This is a genomic window from Streptomyces sp. NEAU-174, assembly GCF_052665095.1.
The window spans coordinates 464,667-482,124 of sequence record NZ_JBQTCE010000005.1; the positions used below are offsets into that span (position 1 = coordinate 464,667).

Here is a 17,458-nt window from a genome sequence, read left to right on the forward strand (position 1 = left end):
CTATGCCTCCCGTCACCATGGACACCGCCGTCCTGTTCTGGCCCCGCGGCGGCAGCGCCCAGGTAATCCGCTACCTCCTGCGCGAGCTGAACGGCCGCGGCCACACCACCCGCCTGCACGCCGGATCCCTCGGACACCCCGGCGACCCGTCCCATGGCCCCACCTTCTACCAGGGCCTCGACCTGCACGCCTACGACCACAACGACGCGATGGCCGCCTTCACCCGCGGCAAGGACCCCCAACGCGCCCCCGTGCCCTTCCACCCCTCCTACGAGGACCGCGGGCACTGCCCCGACCCACTGTTCAGCGCCGTGCCACCGTCAAGCGCCGGGCACCTTACCCGCGCCTGGACCCAGCACCTGAGAGCCCACCGCAGCCCCGGCGCCGGACTGCTGCACCTACACCACCTCAGCCACCTCCAGACCAGCGCCCACGCGGCCTACCCCGGTATCCCCCGGGTCACCACCCTCCACGGCACCGAACTCAAACTCATCGACGCCATGGACCAGCGCATCCGCCTCGCCCGGCGCACCGGAACCTCACTCGCCGACCTGGCCTACCTTCTGCACAGCGACAACTCCCACCGCACCACCGAGGCCCTGCGCCTGGCCAAGACCGCCAAACTCGACGACGCCGACACCAACCTGCTCACAGCCACCGCCTGGCAGAAATGGACCCACTCGCCCTACTGGCTCACCCGCCTGAGACAGGCCGCCGCGCACGCGGGGCAGATAGTCACCGTCTCCGACCACGACCAGCACCTCGCCACCCGCCTGCTCCACCTCACCGATACGCCGCCCGTCATCCCCAACGGCGTCGACACCCACACCTTCCGGCCCCAGCCGCTCAGTCCCGCCCAGCGCCTGGCCCACCTGCGCCACTGGCTCGTCACCGACCCCCGCGGCTGGGGCCCCGGCCAGAAGCCCGGCGGCATCCGCTACACCCAGACCGACCTGCAACGCCTCCACGACCACCAGGGCCGCCTGCGCCCCCTGCTGCTGTGGGTAGGCCGCTTCCTGGACTTCAAACGCCTTCCCGTGCTGCTACGGGCCTTCGCCACCGCCCGAGCCCGCCTCGACCCGGCTCCCGCCCTGCTGATGTGGGGCGGCTACCCCGGCGAATACGAAGGCGGCCACCCCGCCGACCTCGCGGCCGAACTCGGCATCGAGCGCGACGTGTTCTTCATCGGCTGGCGCGGCCACGAAGAACTGCCCACCGGCCTCAACTGCGCCGACCTCATGGTCGCCCCGGCCGTGGGCGAGCCCTTCGGCATGGTCTACCTCGAAGCCATGGCCTGCGGCACCCCGCCCATCGCCACCGCCACCGGCGGCCCCGCCCGCACCATCAAAGCGGCCGGCCCCCACGCCACCGGCTGGCTCGTCGCCCCCGACGACCCCGACGACCTCGCCCACACCCTCACCGCCGCCATCCAGGACACCGCCGAGCGCAGGCGCCGCGGCATCAACGGCCGCCAGCACATCCAGGCCACCTACAGCTGGACCCGCACAGCCGACCGCTACCTCACCGTCTACGACACCACCGCGCACTGACACACCACAGCCCACACCGAAGGAGCTCCATGCCGGACCGCATCGACGGCCTGCTGCTCGACATGAACGGCCTCTTCCGACACTGGCACGACACCGGCGCCCGCCACAGCGAACAACTCGCCGGCCTCCCCGAAGGCACCATCGCCCGCTACGCCTACGACCACCCCGCCTACCGCCTCGCCCGCGTCGGCGTCCTCACCGACCAGCAGTGGGCCGACAACGTCACCGACCGCCTCACAGAAGACTTCGGGCCCCAGGTACGCGACGCCCTCGCCCCCTGGCGCGCCGACCGCGGCGAACCCGACACCACGATGATCGGCCTACTCGCCGAGATACGCCGCCACCTGCCGATCGGCGTCCTGTCCAACTGCACCGACGCCCTACGCAGCGACCTCCAGCACCACGGCATCACCTTCGACCACGTCTTCCCCTCGGCGGAACTCGGCATCGACAAACCCTCCCCGCACGCCTACCGCCACGCCGCCGAGCGCATGGGCATCCCCACCCACGCCCTGGCCTACTTCGACGACGAACCCACCTTCGTCCACGCCGCCCGAACCGTCGGAATGCAGGCCCACCTCTTCACCGGACCAGCCGAATTCACCGCCCGGCTGCGCGCGCTCGGCCTTCCGCTGACCAGCAGGCACAGCCACGACGGACCTCCGGAGCGACGTCCGATAAACCCGTGACGGCCAGCCCGTCACCTCTCCCTCGTCGACGCAGCGATCCGATCGGCATACGCGCGATACGCCTTCGGTCCGGCAGGGGCGCCGCCCTCGCCGACGGGGGCTATCAGCGGGGCATGGTAAATGGCCCACCATTCGTTGTCACAGGGTTACCGGGTCGCATCCAGCGCGAAATCCGCGCGCGGGGAAGGTAGCAGATCAGAGCCGTCACACGGAAAACACATAGGTAAGCGGGATCACCGCTCCCTGAAGCGCTAAATTCCAATTCAGTGCCGGGCCGTTTATCTGGCCCCTGCGTGCCCGCCAGACCTGTAGGGGCAGCTTGAAAGGGACGCACACAACCCATGGGCATCGCTAGGGTCGTGTCCGAGAGCACCGGACAGGGGCGATCGGCTCCGATCCCCCCAGGCTGACACACATCACAGCGCCACAGGTTCAGCGTTTCGTGGCCTCGTGGCTCATTACCCTCTGACTTACTCCGGGCGTATAGGGCTTTAGATGACTCAGCTTACGCTGTGTGGGCGTGAGCCACCGCAATCGCCGCAGCCTCCGCAAGAGTGTCAGCGACGGGTATACCGCTCCGGCGGAGGATGTCGGCGTGCGTCAGGCCCCCGGCATACGGCACCGCGTGAACCTGATTGGCGAGCGCAGCCCGGACATCATCAACGGCGTCGCCTATGAGGACGATCGGACGATTTCCGATGGTCTGCCGGAGCATCGTCACATGCTTCGCAAGAGGCTGTTCCTTGGTCTTGGCCTTGGAGGACGGCTCTGTGCGTCCGTCGATACGCACGAAGGAGGGGGTGATGCCCAGCTCAGCGATGTGCTGGGTCAGAGAGTTATGGGCGCTCAGAGACAGCACTGAATGTGTGCAACCGCTGCGGATCAGCCTTGCAAGGAGGTCCTCAGCTCCGGGCATGAGCTGGGGTGGCGGTCGCCGGGAGTGGTACGTCTCGAACGCCACGCTCGCCCGTGTCTGCTCCCGGTCGGTCAGAGCGCGACCAAGTATCCCGGCGCACAGAGCGGAAGCCGAGGTGGTGAAGTGATGTCGGACAGTGTCGAGATCGACAGGCTGCGCGCCCAGAGAAACGAGGGCTGCATTCACTGCACCGACCTGCCGCTGGACATCATCGGCGAGCGTGCCTCTCCATCCCCAGACCAAGTGCGGTCGGTTGAAGGTCCGTGGCACGGTGTATGAACTCCTTTCTTGATCAATTGAAAAGGGTATGGCCGCGACTGCGGGCGAAGGAACAGATTTAACGAGCCCTGTCCCAGCCAGGATCTGCTGTCAGAGCCCGGATGTAGCGGTAGTCCCTTTCGATCGCCTCGGGCTCCTCGTGTGTAAGGACGATCTCGCAGGCCTCCTCTTCGCCGGGGCAACGAGACTTACCTCCTGACGGGCAGGCGTCCATGCACGCCACTGTGGGCAGCGCGGCAAGGGTCTGCCGCAGCCCCGGTACGGGTGCACCACCGTGCAGAGACTTCAGATAGATGCGGGCCACGTGGTGGACGCGGCTGCCGATGGTCCGTGGGAAGACGGTCTGGACACTGCCCAGCGCCGCGTCGATGGGATCACGACCGGTGACCTCCCACACTGCCTCATCGGCACGTGACCGGTGGGTAACGACACCTGCGGACAACAAGACCGGCCCCCGCTCTGCCTCGAAGGCCACGCGGCATGAGATCGGCCCTGAAATCACACCCAGGGTGTCCAGAACACTGCCGACATACACCGAGAGCCGACGAGCCAGGAGTCCTTGTCTGCGCAACAGGTCAGCGCGGTCGAGCAGCCCGGCGGGGGTGTGGGTGTGTGCCCAGATGCCGGTAACAGTGTGCTGAGGGCCCTCTGGTCCGAGCCATGTGAGGCTGTCGACCTTGTACCGCCGCCCACTCACCAGCTCTCGAAGGACAAGGGAGTGGTCCCCGCTACGCCGGTAGGCAGTGTCCTGAGCCTGGTTCCAGGCGGCTGCAATCTCCTGCCTCGTACGGCAGTTAACCGGCCGCGTGGGCACGTCGATCGTGGCTGAGGTCAGTTGGTAGACAGGCGTCTGATCGAAGTCGGCCCACGCAAGTGCTTCGGCGACGTTGGAGGTCCGCAGGGTACGGGGGGCGGCAACTCCCTTCTGCCGCAATGCCTCTGCCTGGGCGCCTCGGTCCATCCGTAGCGGGGTCGACCCTGGGATCCCGCTACCGGGGAGACCAAGTTGCCAAGCGATCCGTTCGGCAAGCTCAATGCCTAACGGGCTTCCGGCCATCACGGCGTCGACTCCGTAGCTTCGCAACCTCTTGATGGTGCGACGCAGATCTCTGGAATGTTCGATGATGGCGGTGTAGGCCTCGTCGATCGCGACGTCGTGGTGGGCCGGTGGTCGTACGCTGGCGTCGAGGGTGACTGCGACGGCATCGCGTCCTCGGTGTGCGAGCGCATCAGCGTGGCCGGAGCCGGCCAGGGGGGCAATGACCGCGGCGGCCGCCGCCCCCGACACGTAGTGGGCGGGAGCCGCAATCACAGCTCGGATGGTGGCCATCGGACAGCCTCCTGGGGGATCGGTACACAGTTGTGGGCTGGGTTCACTGTGTGCGACTCGTGGTACGGACGGGGTCGCGGGAGACACGAGCAGAGAGGTAGTCGGCAGCCAGGCCCGGGCGTTTCGGCAATCCGCGGCTGTGGGGTCGGTGACGGCCCAAACGTCCCGGTGCGCACCGCGCAAATGACCGGAGGCCGGCGCTTCGCGCTGAGGACGGGGGTGACGCGACTGGTGTCTTGGCGTTGGCCGCCGGGAGTCCGGAGCGGTGTATCAGGGCGGTTGCAGCAGTGGCACCATGCGCCGTCGCATGCGGCGGGATCCATCGTGCCGACCGACGGAAGCTCTCGTTGTCGGCGATCGAGAAGCGTTCTTCAGGGGAAATGCCGGGCGGGTCACAGCACAGATGAGGAGGCCGTCGCGGCAGCTGTGCGGAGGCGTTCAGGCGAGTCGTATGCCTGTGTCGAACGATGTCCACGGATCTCTCCGTACGAATGCGAGGCGAGGTAGCCACGGCCTATTGCTAGTCCTGTTGGGGTCGGCTGTGGAGCAGCTCGGGAAGCATGTCGCGGACGTAGGGCGCACTTGGATGCCGTGGCCGAATGGTGGGCTGGACGGGTGGAGGGGCGCCACCGCAGGGGGCCTGCGGTGGCGCCCTCGGGGAGTCGAGGACCGTACGAGGGGGTAGGTCCTCGGCTGGCTGTTGGCGACTCCAGGGGTCCCACACTCACCACCCATAAACACCCGTTGACGACAAGCGTTGACCATAGTCGCCCGACCGCCGCAAGTCGACCCCCGTTCATAAACAGGTGAAGAGATTCAACCCTCCAGGGCGAACCAGACGATCCGATCTCCGACACATTCGCACCCGCGAAGCACCAACGATCGAGCCCTGCACGACTCAATAGCAGGGGTTCCCATTGGTCCGATATGTGCTAGATTCAAATAAACACCTGTGGATAATAGGGCATGGCCAGGCTGTACTTTCTCACCGCGCGAGAGGTCCACAGGCAGCGGAATCACCACTAGTGGACTAGGCCAATATGCAGGCCTGGAGCATGCGACAGGAGCGCTTGACGCAACCTGCCCATAAAGTGGTATTCACGTGTGTGGATAGCGATACTGTTCGCCCATGCCCCGCATGATGATCAAGCCTGCAAGGAGAGGGGGAGAGGCCGACGATGCCCGAAACCGGCGGTGACGGCACGAGTGGACCGCCGCGTACGCTCGCAGAGAAGCTGTCCAAGCTCCGCGAAGCGCGCGCACCCGAGGGCGGGAGGCCGCCAGGCTGGGAGGCGTTTGCACGTCAGATCTCCGAGAAGACCGGCGTACAGATCTCAGGTCAGTACCTCTGGGAGCTCGGAACCGGCAAGCCGGGGACAAACGTGACTTTGCGTCACCTGACCGCATTTGCCGAGTTCTCCGGTCGCCGCATCTCCTACTTCGTCGACGACGAGGTGGCCTTCGAAGACGACGCCCAGGCCCAGCTGGATCTCCTAAAGGAGTTGCGCCGTCTAGGTATTCAGCACATCCGGCTACAGAACGTGGGGCAGGACGCTGCCGACCCCGAGACGATCAAGGCGCTTCTCGGACGACTACAGACACTCGACGTTCTGGGTGATGCAGATGTCCGGGATATTGCCCTGCGGGTGAACGCACTGACCCCTGAGCAGCGTGAGACCCTCAGCAGCCTCGCCGATCAGCCCGCGCTGCTCGATGCGCTGCCCCGTACGATTGGGCTCCTCAAGGCAGCAGCAGAGCTCAGCGAGGAGCAGGTTGCTTCGGTAACCGGCGCCCTGGGGCAGGCCGACGTTCTTCAAGCACTTCAGGATGAGGGTGTGCGCGAGATCGCGCGGCAGTGCCACGAATTGCTGCCTTCGAGCAGGCAAGCCCTTTTGCCGATGATCGCGCAGCTTGGACGCCTGGAGAGCGGCAAGGCGTAGGCGTTGAGCCGTCCCCGAAGGGACGGCTCCGCCCACACGGTCTCGGACTAAGCCGCATCGCCGTCGTTACGATGTAGGCCCAACTGGAGGTATTCCGCGACCAGTTCACGCGGCAAGCAAGGCATCAGCCACCTTGCTGCGTCGAGTGTCATCTCGTCCGCCTCCTCCAAGACGTCGGCCTCTGGCGTCGGCTGGCTCCGACACCCCCCCGTACCTATGGAAACCGGGTGAAAGAGCATGGTGCCATCCTCGGCTCCGAGCCACACTCCGCTCGCAGCATCGCGCTTACTCTCATCACTGCGGCGAGCGGGGCCTTGTCCTGGTTTCCTGTCACGGCGGACTTCATCATTCTCGACAAAATCCGCGAATTTATGGGAGTTATCCAGGACCTCCGCACCAAGCGGAGCCCCATCAATGACACCGCTCCGTTCTTCCCGCCGGCTCCCGCCCGGCACCGTCATCACCATCGCCCCCGCGGTCTCTTTATTTCCTGGTCTCTAGATCATCCCCCGTTAAATACACGCAGTCTTCCCCCTGCCAGTTGCGATGCGAAACTTCGCTCGCGCCGGAGATCTGGCTGCCCAACCCGGCACAGGATCCCAGGCGCGACAGCATCGCATCCGGTGCATGGGCGACGATCGATACGGACGATCGCCCTCCTCGCGCCTTGATTCCTACCCTTGTAAATATCCCTTCGTCAACGACGAAACACCCACAGTCGCACACGACACCTGACTTCTCACCAGTCAAGAAGGGGGAAGGCGAATACGTCTCATGCAGTGAGAATGCAGGCCAGGTTCTCACTGCATGAGAAATGGGGGGTATTTGTCGGTACCTCGCCGAAGTCCGACCGCATGGCATAGCCTAGAAAAAGACATATCCGCACCCAAACCCGCAGGGAGAACTGTGCGCGCCATCAGGATGGATCAGTTCGGCGGTCCGGAGGTACTACAGGTGGTCGATATCCCAGACCTCCAACCGCGGAGCGCCCACCACCTATTGCACGTAAGTCGTTCCGGGGTGAACTACGCAGACATGCACGTACGGGACGACACCTACCTCGTTCCGGTGACACTGCCCTACATTCCCGGCAACGAAGTGGTCGGTCGCACAGCGGAAGGCAAGCGCTTCGTCGGACTCACCCTCGGCGGCGGGTATGCCGAGCAGGCCCACGTCCACCGTCGCACCGCGTGGGAAGTACCTGACGACGTGAGCGATGAGCAGGCAGTCGCGCTGTGCCTCCAGGGCAACTCGGCGTACCACCTGCTCCACACCGTGGCGGACGTGAAATCCGGCCAGACAGTGGTGATCCCGGCCGCCGCTGGCGGTGTGGGTTCCATAGCCGTCCAGCTGGCCAAGGGCATCGGCGCGAAGGTGATCGCGCTAGCAAGTACCAAGGAAAAGCGCCAACTCGCCGAAGACCTCGGCGCGGACGCGACCCTTGACTCCACCAGCGAAAACCTCACCGAGGAAATCAAGGAGGCGGCCAGCGGACCGGTCCAGGTCGCGCTGGAGATGACCGGCGGACCGACCTTCCACGCAATCGCCGCCGCCCTTGCCCCTCACGGCCGGCTGGCGGTGTACGGATACGCTTCGGGGCAGACGACCGACGTGTCGACCAAGGTACTGATGGAGCAGTCGATCAGCGTCTCCGGGTTCTGGCTGCCGTCAATGTTCGGCGACCGGAACGCCCTGCCGACCAGCATGAAGGCGCTGTTCAACGCCGTACGCGCCAACTCGCTGCGCCCGGTCCTCGGCCATGTCTATCCGCTGCATGAGGCGGGAGCTGCCCACGCAGCTCTGGCCGCTCGCACACACATCGGGAAGCTCTGTCTGGATACTGCCGGGTAGTCGAAATATAAAGTTACCCTCACGTTACCCTCCGGGTGGAACGAGAGTGCGATGCAAGGCGTCGTTCAACTGGTTGTCCATGTAAGGGACTTGGCAGGCCGCGCTCCGGCGGCGAGCGCGGCCGCCTCGACGGAGGTAGCGACTAGCATGACCGGCAACGAAATCTCGAATACTCCAGAGACAGGTTCGCGCCTCGTCGACCGATTTATTCGAGTCCAGAAGGCCTTCACGACACTTGGAGGCGAGGTGCACGGCACGGGCGCGTTAGCCAAGGCAGCCAAACTGGACGATTCCACCACTTCCCGCATATTACAGTCCGGCGTCTACAGCTCCTTTTTCGAGCGAGTCGGCCATGGCAAGTACCGGCTCGGTACGACCGCTGCGCACCTTGGCATGCACGCTCTCGCCCACGCGCCATCCAAGGACGAAAGCACTCACGAGATCCTGGAGGAGCTTCGCGCGGCGACCGACGGAGGTCTCGTTTTCCAGTACATGCTGGCCCCTTTCGCGGGTGCCCAGCGGCAGTGCATAGACATGGCCGTTGGCGAATCAGACCTGGTTGAACTCGGAATGACTGCCCGCGACATTCTGTCCATCACGCGCTCCCTCCGCACCGGAGCCAGTGGCCGGACCATCCTCGCCTACCTGCCAGAGGCCATCCAGGACGTCGTTCTGGCCGAACCGATTCCGGCCGAGGCGGGCCCAGGCATATACCGCGACAACGACGAGCTCCTCGCGTCGCTCGCAGACGTCCGCGACCGCGGCTACGCCCTCGGCTACGAAGAGTGCATGCCTCTGTGGAACTCCTGCGCAGCGCCCATCGTATGGGGCGAAGCGATCATGGGAACTGTTCTGTTGCTCAAACCCGCCACGATCATGCCCGAGGCGTCGGACACAGTGATCGAAGCAACAAAAACGGCTGCGTCCAAACTCAGTGCCAAACTCGGCCATCTGTCGGAGCCCATGGCCATGATGTTCGGGTCGTAGCCGTATCCCAGCCCGAGGCAGGGCACACACATGCGATCTCATGGCCAACCGGTTGGCCAATCGCCCCACGCCCAGCGGCGGGCTGGACACTGTGGACCTGGCCCGCCTAGGCCGTTTCGTTCGGATCATCTGATCGTTGGTCTGTGTGTGCCGTTGACTGACGCGCAGTGGGCGCGGATCGAACCGTTACTCCCGGACCGGACGCCGAAGCGGGGTGGGCGGTGGAGGGACCATCGCGAGGTGATCGACGCGATCGCCTTCAAATTCCAGACCGGCACGCAGTGGGTGCACCTTCCGGAGAAGTACGGCAACTGGCGGGGCGTCTACAACCGGCTGCGGATGTGGGCCGTCGACGGTACCTGGGAGCGGGTGTTCACCGCACTGATGGCACAGGCCGACGCCGATGAGGATCTGAACTGGGCCGTGTCGGTGGACTCCACGGTCGTGCGGACCCACCAGCACACGGCGGGGGCCCGGGGAAAGGGGCCCCGGTCGGTGAGCCGGGCGACCATGCCATCGGCCGGTCCCGCGGCGGACTGACCACGAAGATCCACCTCGCCGCCGACGGCCGCTGCCGGCCGCTGGCCTTCGTTCTTACCGCTGGCCAGGCTGGCGACGCGCCCGCCTTCACGGAGGTGATGGCCCGCCTGCGCGTTCCCCGACGCCATGGACGGCAGCGCACCAGGCCCGACGTGGTCCTGGCCGATAAGGCGTACTCCTCCCGCGCGATCCGCGCCCACCTGCGACAGCGCGGTATTCGCGCGGTGATCCCCATACCGGCGGACCAGCAACGTCACCGACTGCGTCGGGGAAGCCGCGGCGGCAGGCCACCGGGCTTCGGCCGCGAGGCCTACAAGCAGCGCAACACCGTCGAGCGGTGCATCAACCGCCTCAAGCAATGGCGAGGCATCGCCACCCGCTACGAGAAGACCGCGACCATCTACCTGGCCGGACTCCACATCGCCGGCATCTTTCTATGGTCCGCCCGATGATCCCCACGAGATCGATTAGCCCCAGGTGAGCGGGTCGAGATGGAGGTAAAAGCGGAGGCGGTCGTGGTCCAGGGCGATGCCGTACTTCTCGGCGAACGCCATGTCCGCGGCCCGTCCCCGCTCCTCGTCTGGCCATGTCTCTCGTGCGTTGGCGAGCAGCAGTGCCAAGTCGGCGTAGCGGTCGGCCAGTCCGAGGCGGCCCAGGTCGATGAAGCCTGATACGTCCAGGGTCTGCGGATCGAGGATGATGTTGGGCAGGCACAGATCCCCGTGGCAGACGACCGTGTCGGCGACTTCCTGCTCCCGTCGCCGTGGGACCTGCCGGGTGAGGCGGTCCAGCAGCTCCGAAGTGGGCGTGTGCTGCTGCTCGACGGGGAGGAACTCCGGGTTGACGGCGTCGCGGGCCACGACGTCGCGCGCCACGGCGACCATAGCGTCCAGGCCCCGGCGGAATGGGCACTGCGACACGGGCACCTCGTGCAGTCGGCGCACCGCATCCGCGATAGGTTCCCAGGCGACCCGCAGGTCCTCAGCGGGCACCTGATCAGCAGGTATGCCGGAGACGGCACTGGTCATCAGGCAGGCGCCGGCGTCACCGGAGTGCCAGTCGAGCACTCGGGGACCAGGCACACCCTGATCGGTCAGCCATGCGACCCGGTCGCGCTCGGCCTTCAGGTCGGCTGCATTCGCAGCGGACACGCACTTGGCATACCGGGTGGCGTCCGCGCTGCGAAAGACAACTGCTCCCGACTCGCCAGCGGTGACAGGCAACCAGTCGCTGTCCCCCACACCGAGGAGCACCGGCGATATGACCTGAGGCCCGGGATGATCGCTCATGGAGGCCACTTTAGCTAGCCTGGCAGTCGGCCTGGGACCGCAGGATCTCTGCAATACCACGTACCCGGCATGCGGCAAGGCGTGATCCGAACGAAACGGCCTAGTCGCCGAGGCGCATCCTGGCCACGCCAACGGCCTCCTCCAGGCCGATGGAGCGTCGGCGTATGAGAGCTGATGATGATGGCTTGGGACGCGAGGAGCGGCAGACGAGTCGAGCTGTACGCCGGATTCTGTCACCCGGCCGCCTCACAGCGACCGGGGAGACGGCCATCCATCTGGGACCGACGTTGCCGCCGGCCTCGTGCGGTCTACCCGCGGACTCGGGCGGGCAGCCCTCGAACGTCCGCGCAGAAGCACCAGGGCGCTTCCTTTTGACCTTGCTCCGGGTGGGGTTTACCTAGCTGCCCAGGTCACCCTGGGCACTGGTGGTCTCTTACACCACCGTTTCACCCTTACCAGGGACCAAGATCCCCGGCGGTCTGTTTTCTGTGGCACTGTCCCGCGGGTCACCCCGGGTGGCCGTTAGCCACCACCCTGCCCTGTGGAGTCCGGACGTTCCTCGGCGGGATGGGTTACTCCCGACGCGACCGTCCACTCGGCTCGTCTGCCGCACTCACCATGTTAGAGGACTGAAGCACCCGGCGGCGGCCACGAGCTCCCAGGATCTCGCGCCCAGCGTCCCACCGCAGCCGCCGCTCAGTCAGCAGTGGAACGCATGACGGTCCGGAGCTCTCCACGCCCCCCACAGATCCCGGCAGCTGGTGCCCGCCGATCCCGTCCTTTGGTGCCGCCGCCACCTCAGTGCGGGATGGGTGTCCGTAGCGGGCTGGAGCACTGCCCTGAGATTGCTGGCATCGTGCAGTCGTCCTGGTGCGCCGTGGCCTCCTCAGCGCCGCTCGGCGTACGCCGCTGCTCGATCATGAAGCCTGTTGCCTGTTGAGCCGCGCTCACGCAGGCTCGACACAACCCCGACCGGGCCCTTCGGTCGATGACCAGGTGGGGCTGTGGCCACCGAGCCGCTTCCATCCGGCTCCCGGTAATCGCCAGAGCATGACTGACCCTTCTCCGCTGAAGGCGCACTAGATTCCGAGCGCCTCGTTCCTCATGACCTGCTCGTCCAGGAAGTCCTGGATTGCGCAGAGACGCAACGAATCAGGAGACAGCTGAACACGGCCTGCGCTGGCTCCGCACAACACCCGGACGATCACGTTCCACTCGCCTCTTCACGGATCGGCTCGTCCGGGTCGGCTCCCGCCAGGGGCATACGGCCACGTGCACCCCAGTGCGAGTGGTAATACAGCGCCACCGACAGTCTCAGGAGACGCCGTCGCAGCGCTGTACGGCCAGGCTGCGCGGCCAGCTCTCGGTACGTCGCAGCCCACTCGTGCTGCGTGCGAGCGAGATCGGAGGGGGGCTGGTGGCACATAACCCGAATTCAATCATTTGTTCGATTCTCTCGCCACTCCAGCCACGCGCCGCTAAAGGCCGTCATGACAGCTGCCCACGGCGCGCCACACCCACGAGAGGCGTCGAATGTGAACACACGTTGATAGACCGAGACCCCACCAGAGAGTCGTCGGCGAACCTACTATCAACATGCGTTGATACCCGGTGTCTCTGTCACCGGAGACCGTTCGCGTCACACAAGGAGTCCTCGACTATGAGCATGTTGCGTCGAATTGCCGCTCTGACGGCGGCTACCGCCCTCCTCACTGGGGGTGCGATAACCCTGGCGCCCACCGCGTCCGCAGCTGGTTCCTCTACGTGCACGTACAACCTGGCCGACTTCACCGGCACGGCCGACGGGAACGGCATCAATTACAGGACCGGCCCGAGCACGAACTACACGGCGAAGGGGCGGCTCTACGACGGCGACCGCCTGCGGATCTACTGTGGCAAGGGCCAGTGGTACTACAGCAAATTGGCCAAGCGCTCGAAAGGAGGCCTGGCTAAGGGAACCACCGGCTGGATCCGCAGCGACATGCTCTACCAACTCGCCGGCTAGGCGAGACGCGGGTTGCACACACGCGTGTCGCGCTCCGCACCGGGAGGACACCGTCACGTCGAACCCGCTCGCCACATTCGATGCCTCAAGAGCGTGAGGAAGACACAAGAGGGTGAACTCAGGCTGCTCCAGCGGCGGTGGGCGCCCTGACCCCGGCCGCGGTTCTGACCGGCCGCAACGACACGGATTCGCGGTGGAGGACCCGAGCTCCGCATCGAGTACGGCACAAGAGCAGGCGGCGTACCTCTCGTCCGGGTCGGTCCGGTACAGAAAATCAACAAGCTTGGCTACGGCGGCTTTGGGGGGCCGACGAGGCGCCTTGAGCCGCAGGACAGTGCACACGCCGCCTCGTGCTCCTGGGCCGGGCAAAGTGGCCCAACTGCTTGCCCTTCGATACCGAACAAGACGCTCACAGCACGGCACTCGGAGCGGATCTGCACCGCCTTACGCATCGCGGAGAGCCAAGACCCGCCGCGATGGAACTCACCCAGGGCTACTACAAGGAGCCCTGGAACGGCGTGTGAAGAACTGACCGGACACCCGCGCCCCTCCCAACGGGCCCGCGGAGCATCCGGGACCGGGACGAGAGCAACACCGGAACTGCCCCGATACCGGGGGCCGCCTTCATGTGCGCTTGCGCCTCCGGACCGAGCGGGTTCCGAGCGAAACGAGACCTGGGCGAGAGGAGAACTGGATGACGACGAAGGGCACTGGCCCGGAATCCGCCGGTCGGAGTGACAACCCTCGGCTGTCGAGCGCGGGAGCTACGCAAGATCCCTTGTCTGCCCTGTTGCAGCTACAGGCTTCCTCATTGCTGCTCGGCTCCCCGCCAATGCGCCTTGTCACGCGCGCGAATCAGATCACTGTGACGCGGTCGGCACTCGCCAATGACCTTGATGGGGTCAACGAGATGCACGCCAGATGCTCGTTGACCTCACGCTACGCCCGTTACCACGCTTCTCGGCGTATCGTGACGACTCGCGAGTGGGGACACCTCTGTGACCAGGCCAACGGCATCACCTTGATCACAGTCCCGCCTCATGATCCGTACCGCGTCATCGCCGTCACCCACCTGTTGAGGACGCCGACGCCGCAAGTCCGAGAGCTCGGCATCCTCGTCGAGGACTCCTGGCAGGGGCAAGGGCTGGGCACGGCTCTCACCAGCTACCTGGTAGACCTCGCCCGCACCCGCCTCCTCAGCTGCCAGGCGATCACAGCCATGACAGGAGCCGGAAACCAGCGGATGCTGTCCATCCTGCGGGGACTGGGCGCCCAAGTGGAGCACAAAAGCGGGCCCACCCTCGACGCCCTGATATGCGTGAAGGAGTAAGCCCATGCACGAGGCCATCCGACGTGCTCTTGGACCCCGGAATATCTGGACCGGTGGCGCCCGGCATCGCGACCGCGGCCCTCACCCGCAGGTCACCGCCCTCCGTCGTCACAGGGGCAGCAGCCGACGAGGACGTAGCGCTCGACGAGTTCCGCGGGACAAACCACGTCCACGAAGGATGGCTCACCTCGGGGCTACGATTACTGCGGGCAGGCCCTATTCGAGATAATCTTGGTGAAAAGTGCCGGTCATTCCGCAGATGTCGAACGGTGGGCCCGGCTGCTGACCACACTCGACGTGCTCAGCGACGGCCGCCTTGGCGTTGCTGTGGGGCTGAGGTGGATGAAGCAGGAGTACGACATCGCTCGCAACGCGGACTGGCACCGGCGCGGCAAGATGCTCGATGACATGCTGGCGTTCCTGGACGCGTGGTAGACGATCAATCCCGTGTCCCTGGGACAGCGAGTTCTCCACCTTGCCACCGGTCCAGGCCGACCTGCGTCCCGTCCAGGCGGGGAGCCACCCGTCTGGATCGTCGGTGCCAGCGAGGCCGCGATGCGTCGGGTCGGCCGCAGCGGGGTCGGCTGGCTCGGGTCCGACGGGCTGCCGGCCGCCGCGTCGATCAACGGCGGGACGCGCGCCCCACTTTCCACGACTACACCTTGCTGTTCGTGATCGCATCCGCGGCCATGGCGGGCTCCTGGCTGGGCTCGGCCAGGCAGGCGGTAAGGCGCAGACCGAGTAGCAGCGGCTGCCAGGCGGCTGGTCAGAACAGCGACAGCATGTCGATGCCGTCGACGCCTTCCGCCGTCTCGGCGGCGACAAGCTCCAGTTGCAGGGTCGGGCGCGGCATATCCACGACGGCCAACGAGCCCGGGCAGGACACCGGGGAATCGCCGTACCGGGCGCGCCGGTCAGTCGGCATCGGGAGTGCGGGAGATGGCTCCGGGGTTCGCAACCGACCGTTGCTCACCCGATTTCCGGTGTGATCACCGAGCTCCCCCTGAGACCCTTGATCGCATCAGCACAAGGGAGGGGAAGGCCGTGATCATCCTGGATACATGCACTCTGCGAGTGTGCGGCCTCGACAGCAGCAGCGCAGACCTTCTACGAACCATCCGCCAGGCAGGTGTTCAGAGAGTCGGCGTTCCGTGGATGGTGATGGAGGAACTGGCCGCTCAGCACGCGGTGAAGTACCGGAAGGCCTATGAGCAAGCGCAGCAGGCCATGGGCTCACTCCAGAGCGTCACTCCGTGGCCGATGGGCGGAACGGTCGGGGAGTGCGATCCCAAGCGGGTAGCTGAGCACTGGCGTAGGCGCTATGCCAGTGTCGTGGAGGTCATACCCACCAGCGAGTCTGCCCTGCGGGAGGCGACGTACCGTGAGACGAACGGCCTTCTTCCCTGCAAGATGGTCGAGAAGGGGAAAGATAGATACGAGAAACGTGGCGCACGGGATGCGGCCATATGGCTTTCGGCAGTCGAGTACGCCCGTGACAACGAGAACGAGAGTGTGTTCTTCGTCAGCTCGAACCCCAGGGACTTCGGCGATGGCACCTCCTACGAGCCCCCAATGGACAGTGACGTACAAGGGCTGGGCGATAGATTCGTACACTTGACGAATCTGGATGATGTCGTGTCACGGTTCGCACGGCCGGTCGAGACCGATAGGGAGCTGATCCAGGATGCCTTGGACTCTCCTGCGACCTCGGCCACTATCAAGAGAGCGGTCGCCAACGCGTTGGCGCTGGAATCCAACACCCGTTGGGGCAGAACCGTGTTCGCAGGCTCACAGGTCCGGCGACCGGGCCAGAAACTTGATGTCACCTTCGTCACATTCTTCTATCCAACTTGGGCGAAGCTGGGATCCATTCAGGCCGTGGATTCCTATCGAATAGGGGATCACGAGTGGTGCACAGCTACCGCACGTTGGCTCCTGACCGGCTTTGCGCTGGCAGAGACCAATCGCGATAGGGCCGAATACGTAGCTTGCGCGTGGGAGACCCGAGTCCTCTTCACTCCTAACCCTGACGAACCGCGGCTCACTCTCCTGCGTAGCTTCGGCCTGCCAGGGCCGGTTGACGAAATCGAAATCGCACTCGTGCCATCGCCCGGACAACTCGATGACAAGGAACTCGTGCGCAGGCTGTCCGCAGATTTTCTCCGCATCCCCAGGACCTGAGGCGGTCCAGGCTCATCAAGCTCTGGAACGTTGCCTATGATCACGGCGATTCCACGGCCGGTGAGGACAAGCTCAGCGATCTCCCAGGGCTCCGCCTTCTCGACGGCCCCCAATACGAGGAGTGATAGGCGGCCACGCGGTCCGCTGGTAGCGCGACATCACTTGCCGATCCTCCGACACCGGGTGGGTGGTTGGTGCGCGTGGCCGGGTACGGGTGGTGTCCCTCCCGGCTGTCGATTGTGGGAGACCGCGGCGGACTGCGCGCAAGGTCGGCCGGCCACTTTTTCTCCGCTCCTTCGTCACGGAGAAAAAACCGACCGTCCTCCCCTGCACTCCGTCCGGCGGCCCCCCAAAATCTCTCTTCGCCGGGAGGGGCCGGGGGCCGATCTCCACGGCAACGCACCGCACCAAGCTCAGCCCGCCACCCGACCACAGCCCCGTCGCGGGGCACGGAACCGCACCCCGGGCCCCGGCACAGCCGCCGTCCGCAACACGAATCCACACAGGACAAAACCCGACAACCTGGTTGACCAGCCGACCCCAAATCGATAGATTTACCCATGTCGTCGGG

At 65.6% G+C, this 17,458-nt stretch carries 14 protein-coding genes and 1 other RNA gene; 10 read left to right on the plus strand and 5 right to left on the minus strand.

The annotated features are described in order from the left end of the window. The first annotated feature begins 2 nt into the window (after window positions 1-2). A complete protein-coding gene (locus tag ACT2CW_RS17765) occupies window positions 3-1,550 on the plus strand; it encodes a glycosyltransferase family 4 protein (protein WP_445517258.1) in 1,548 nt (515 codons plus the stop codon). A 29-nt stretch (window positions 1,551-1,579) separates the two neighbouring features. Then, a complete protein-coding gene (locus tag ACT2CW_RS17770) occupies window positions 1,580-2,239 on the plus strand; it encodes an HAD family hydrolase (RefSeq protein WP_445517259.1) in 660 nt (219 codons plus the stop codon). 505 nt (window positions 2,240-2,744) lie between these two features. Here the strand turns inward: ACT2CW_RS17770 and ACT2CW_RS17775 are convergent. Then, window positions 2,745-3,425: an HAD family hydrolase gene (locus ACT2CW_RS17775; RefSeq protein ID WP_445517260.1), complete on the minus strand. Its 681-nt coding sequence runs from the start codon at window positions 3,423-3,425 to the stop codon at window positions 2,745-2,747. Window positions 3,426-3,492: 67 nt separating this feature from the next. Then, window positions 3,493-4,764, minus strand: coding sequence for a hypothetical protein (locus tag ACT2CW_RS17780; protein ID WP_445517261.1), 1,272 nt, complete (start codon window positions 4,762-4,764; stop codon window positions 3,493-3,495). Between the two features lie 1,178 nt (window positions 4,765-5,942). Between ACT2CW_RS17780 and ACT2CW_RS17785 the strand changes: the two genes are divergently transcribed. From ACT2CW_RS17785 to ACT2CW_RS17800, 4 genes are all read left to right on the plus strand, one after another. Continuing rightward, entirely contained in the window at window positions 5,943-6,704 is a 762-nt protein-coding gene (locus ACT2CW_RS17785; RefSeq protein ID WP_445517262.1) for a hypothetical protein, read from the plus strand. 1,020 nt (window positions 6,705-7,724) lie between these two features. Next, window positions 7,725-8,555 carry a quinone oxidoreductase family protein gene (locus ACT2CW_RS17790; protein WP_445517263.1) on the plus strand — a complete coding sequence of 277 codons (831 nt, stop codon included), beginning with the start codon at window positions 7,725-7,727 and terminating at the stop codon, window positions 8,553-8,555. A 147-nt stretch (window positions 8,556-8,702) separates the two neighbouring features. Next, window positions 8,703-9,542 carry an IclR family transcriptional regulator domain-containing protein gene (locus ACT2CW_RS17795; protein ID WP_445517264.1) on the plus strand — a complete coding sequence of 280 codons (840 nt, stop codon included), beginning with the start codon at window positions 8,703-8,705 and terminating at the stop codon, window positions 9,540-9,542. Window positions 9,543-9,671: 129 nt separating this feature from the next. Continuing rightward, window positions 9,672-10,534, plus strand: a protein-coding gene (locus ACT2CW_RS17800; RefSeq protein ID WP_445517382.1) for an IS5 family transposase whose coding sequence is annotated in 2 segments (ribosomal slippage) — window positions 9,672-10,020 and window positions 10,020-10,534 — 864 coding nt in all. Because the reading frame shifts where the segments join, the coding sequence is not laid out codon by codon here. A 15-nt stretch (window positions 10,535-10,549) separates the two neighbouring features. Here ACT2CW_RS17800 and ACT2CW_RS17805 read toward each other — a convergent pair. Next, window positions 10,550-11,371, minus strand: coding sequence for an APH(3'') family aminoglycoside O-phosphotransferase (locus ACT2CW_RS17805; RefSeq protein WP_445517265.1), 822 nt, complete (start codon window positions 11,369-11,371; stop codon window positions 10,550-10,552). A 203-nt stretch (window positions 11,372-11,574) separates the two neighbouring features. Continuing rightward, window positions 11,575-11,974, minus strand: an RNA gene (gene rnpB / locus ACT2CW_RS17810) — RNase P RNA component class A. A 1,057-nt stretch (window positions 11,975-13,031) separates the two neighbouring features. Here rnpB and ACT2CW_RS17815 point away from each other — a divergent pair. From ACT2CW_RS17815 to ACT2CW_RS17825, 3 genes are all read left to right on the plus strand, one after another. Further along, the gene (locus ACT2CW_RS17815) at window positions 13,032-13,376 is read left to right on the plus strand and encodes an SH3 domain-containing protein (protein ID WP_445517266.1); all 345 of its coding nucleotides are present in this window, start codon (window positions 13,032-13,034) and stop codon (window positions 13,374-13,376) included. A 970-nt stretch (window positions 13,377-14,346) separates the two neighbouring features. Further along, window positions 14,347-14,706, plus strand: coding sequence for a GNAT family N-acetyltransferase (locus ACT2CW_RS17820; protein ID WP_445517267.1), 360 nt, complete (start codon window positions 14,347-14,349; stop codon window positions 14,704-14,706). Between the two features lie 234 nt (window positions 14,707-14,940). Next, window positions 14,941-15,141 carry a hypothetical protein gene (locus ACT2CW_RS17825; RefSeq protein ID WP_445517268.1) on the plus strand — a complete coding sequence of 67 codons (201 nt, stop codon included), beginning with the start codon at window positions 14,941-14,943 and terminating at the stop codon, window positions 15,139-15,141. A 331-nt stretch (window positions 15,142-15,472) separates the two neighbouring features. On the opposite strand, the gene ACT2CW_RS17830 is transcribed toward ACT2CW_RS17825, so the two are convergent. Then, window positions 15,473-15,631: a hypothetical protein gene (locus ACT2CW_RS17830; protein WP_445517269.1), complete on the minus strand. Its 159-nt coding sequence runs from the start codon at window positions 15,629-15,631 to the stop codon at window positions 15,473-15,475. 119 nt (window positions 15,632-15,750) lie between these two features. On the opposite strand from ACT2CW_RS17830, the gene ACT2CW_RS17835 reads away from it, so the two are divergent. Then, window positions 15,751-16,887, plus strand: coding sequence for a PIN domain-containing protein (locus tag ACT2CW_RS17835; protein WP_445517270.1), 1,137 nt, complete (start codon window positions 15,751-15,753; stop codon window positions 16,885-16,887). Window positions 16,888-17,458: the final 571 nt, after the last annotated feature.

Bases quoted from the DNA above. Each gene is read 5' to 3' on its own strand.
- ACT2CW_RS17770 (WP_445517259.1), top strand. From the start codon at position 1,580: ATGCCGGACCGCATCGACGGCCTGCTGCTCGACATGAACGGCCTCTTC.
- ACT2CW_RS17805 (WP_445517265.1), bottom strand. From the start codon at position 11,371: ATGAGCGATCATCCCGGGCCTCAGGTCATATCGCCGGTGCTCCTCGGT.
- ACT2CW_RS17830 (WP_445517269.1), bottom strand. From the start codon at position 15,631: ATGCCGACTGACCGGCGCGCCCGGTACGGCGATTCCCCGGTGTCCTGC.
- ACT2CW_RS17780 (WP_445517261.1), bottom strand. From the start codon at position 4,764: ATGGCCACCATCCGAGCTGTGATTGCGGCTCCCGCCCACTACGTGTCG.
- ACT2CW_RS17765 (WP_445517258.1), top strand. From the start codon at position 3: ATGCCTCCCGTCACCATGGACACCGCCGTCCTGTTCTGGCCCCGCGGC.
- ACT2CW_RS17785 (WP_445517262.1), top strand. From the start codon at position 5,943: ATGCCCGAAACCGGCGGTGACGGCACGAGTGGACCGCCGCGTACGCTC.
- ACT2CW_RS17815 (WP_445517266.1), top strand. From the start codon at position 13,032: ATGAGCATGTTGCGTCGAATTGCCGCTCTGACGGCGGCTACCGCCCTC.
- ACT2CW_RS17795 (WP_445517264.1), top strand. From the start codon at position 8,703: ATGACCGGCAACGAAATCTCGAATACTCCAGAGACAGGTTCGCGCCTC.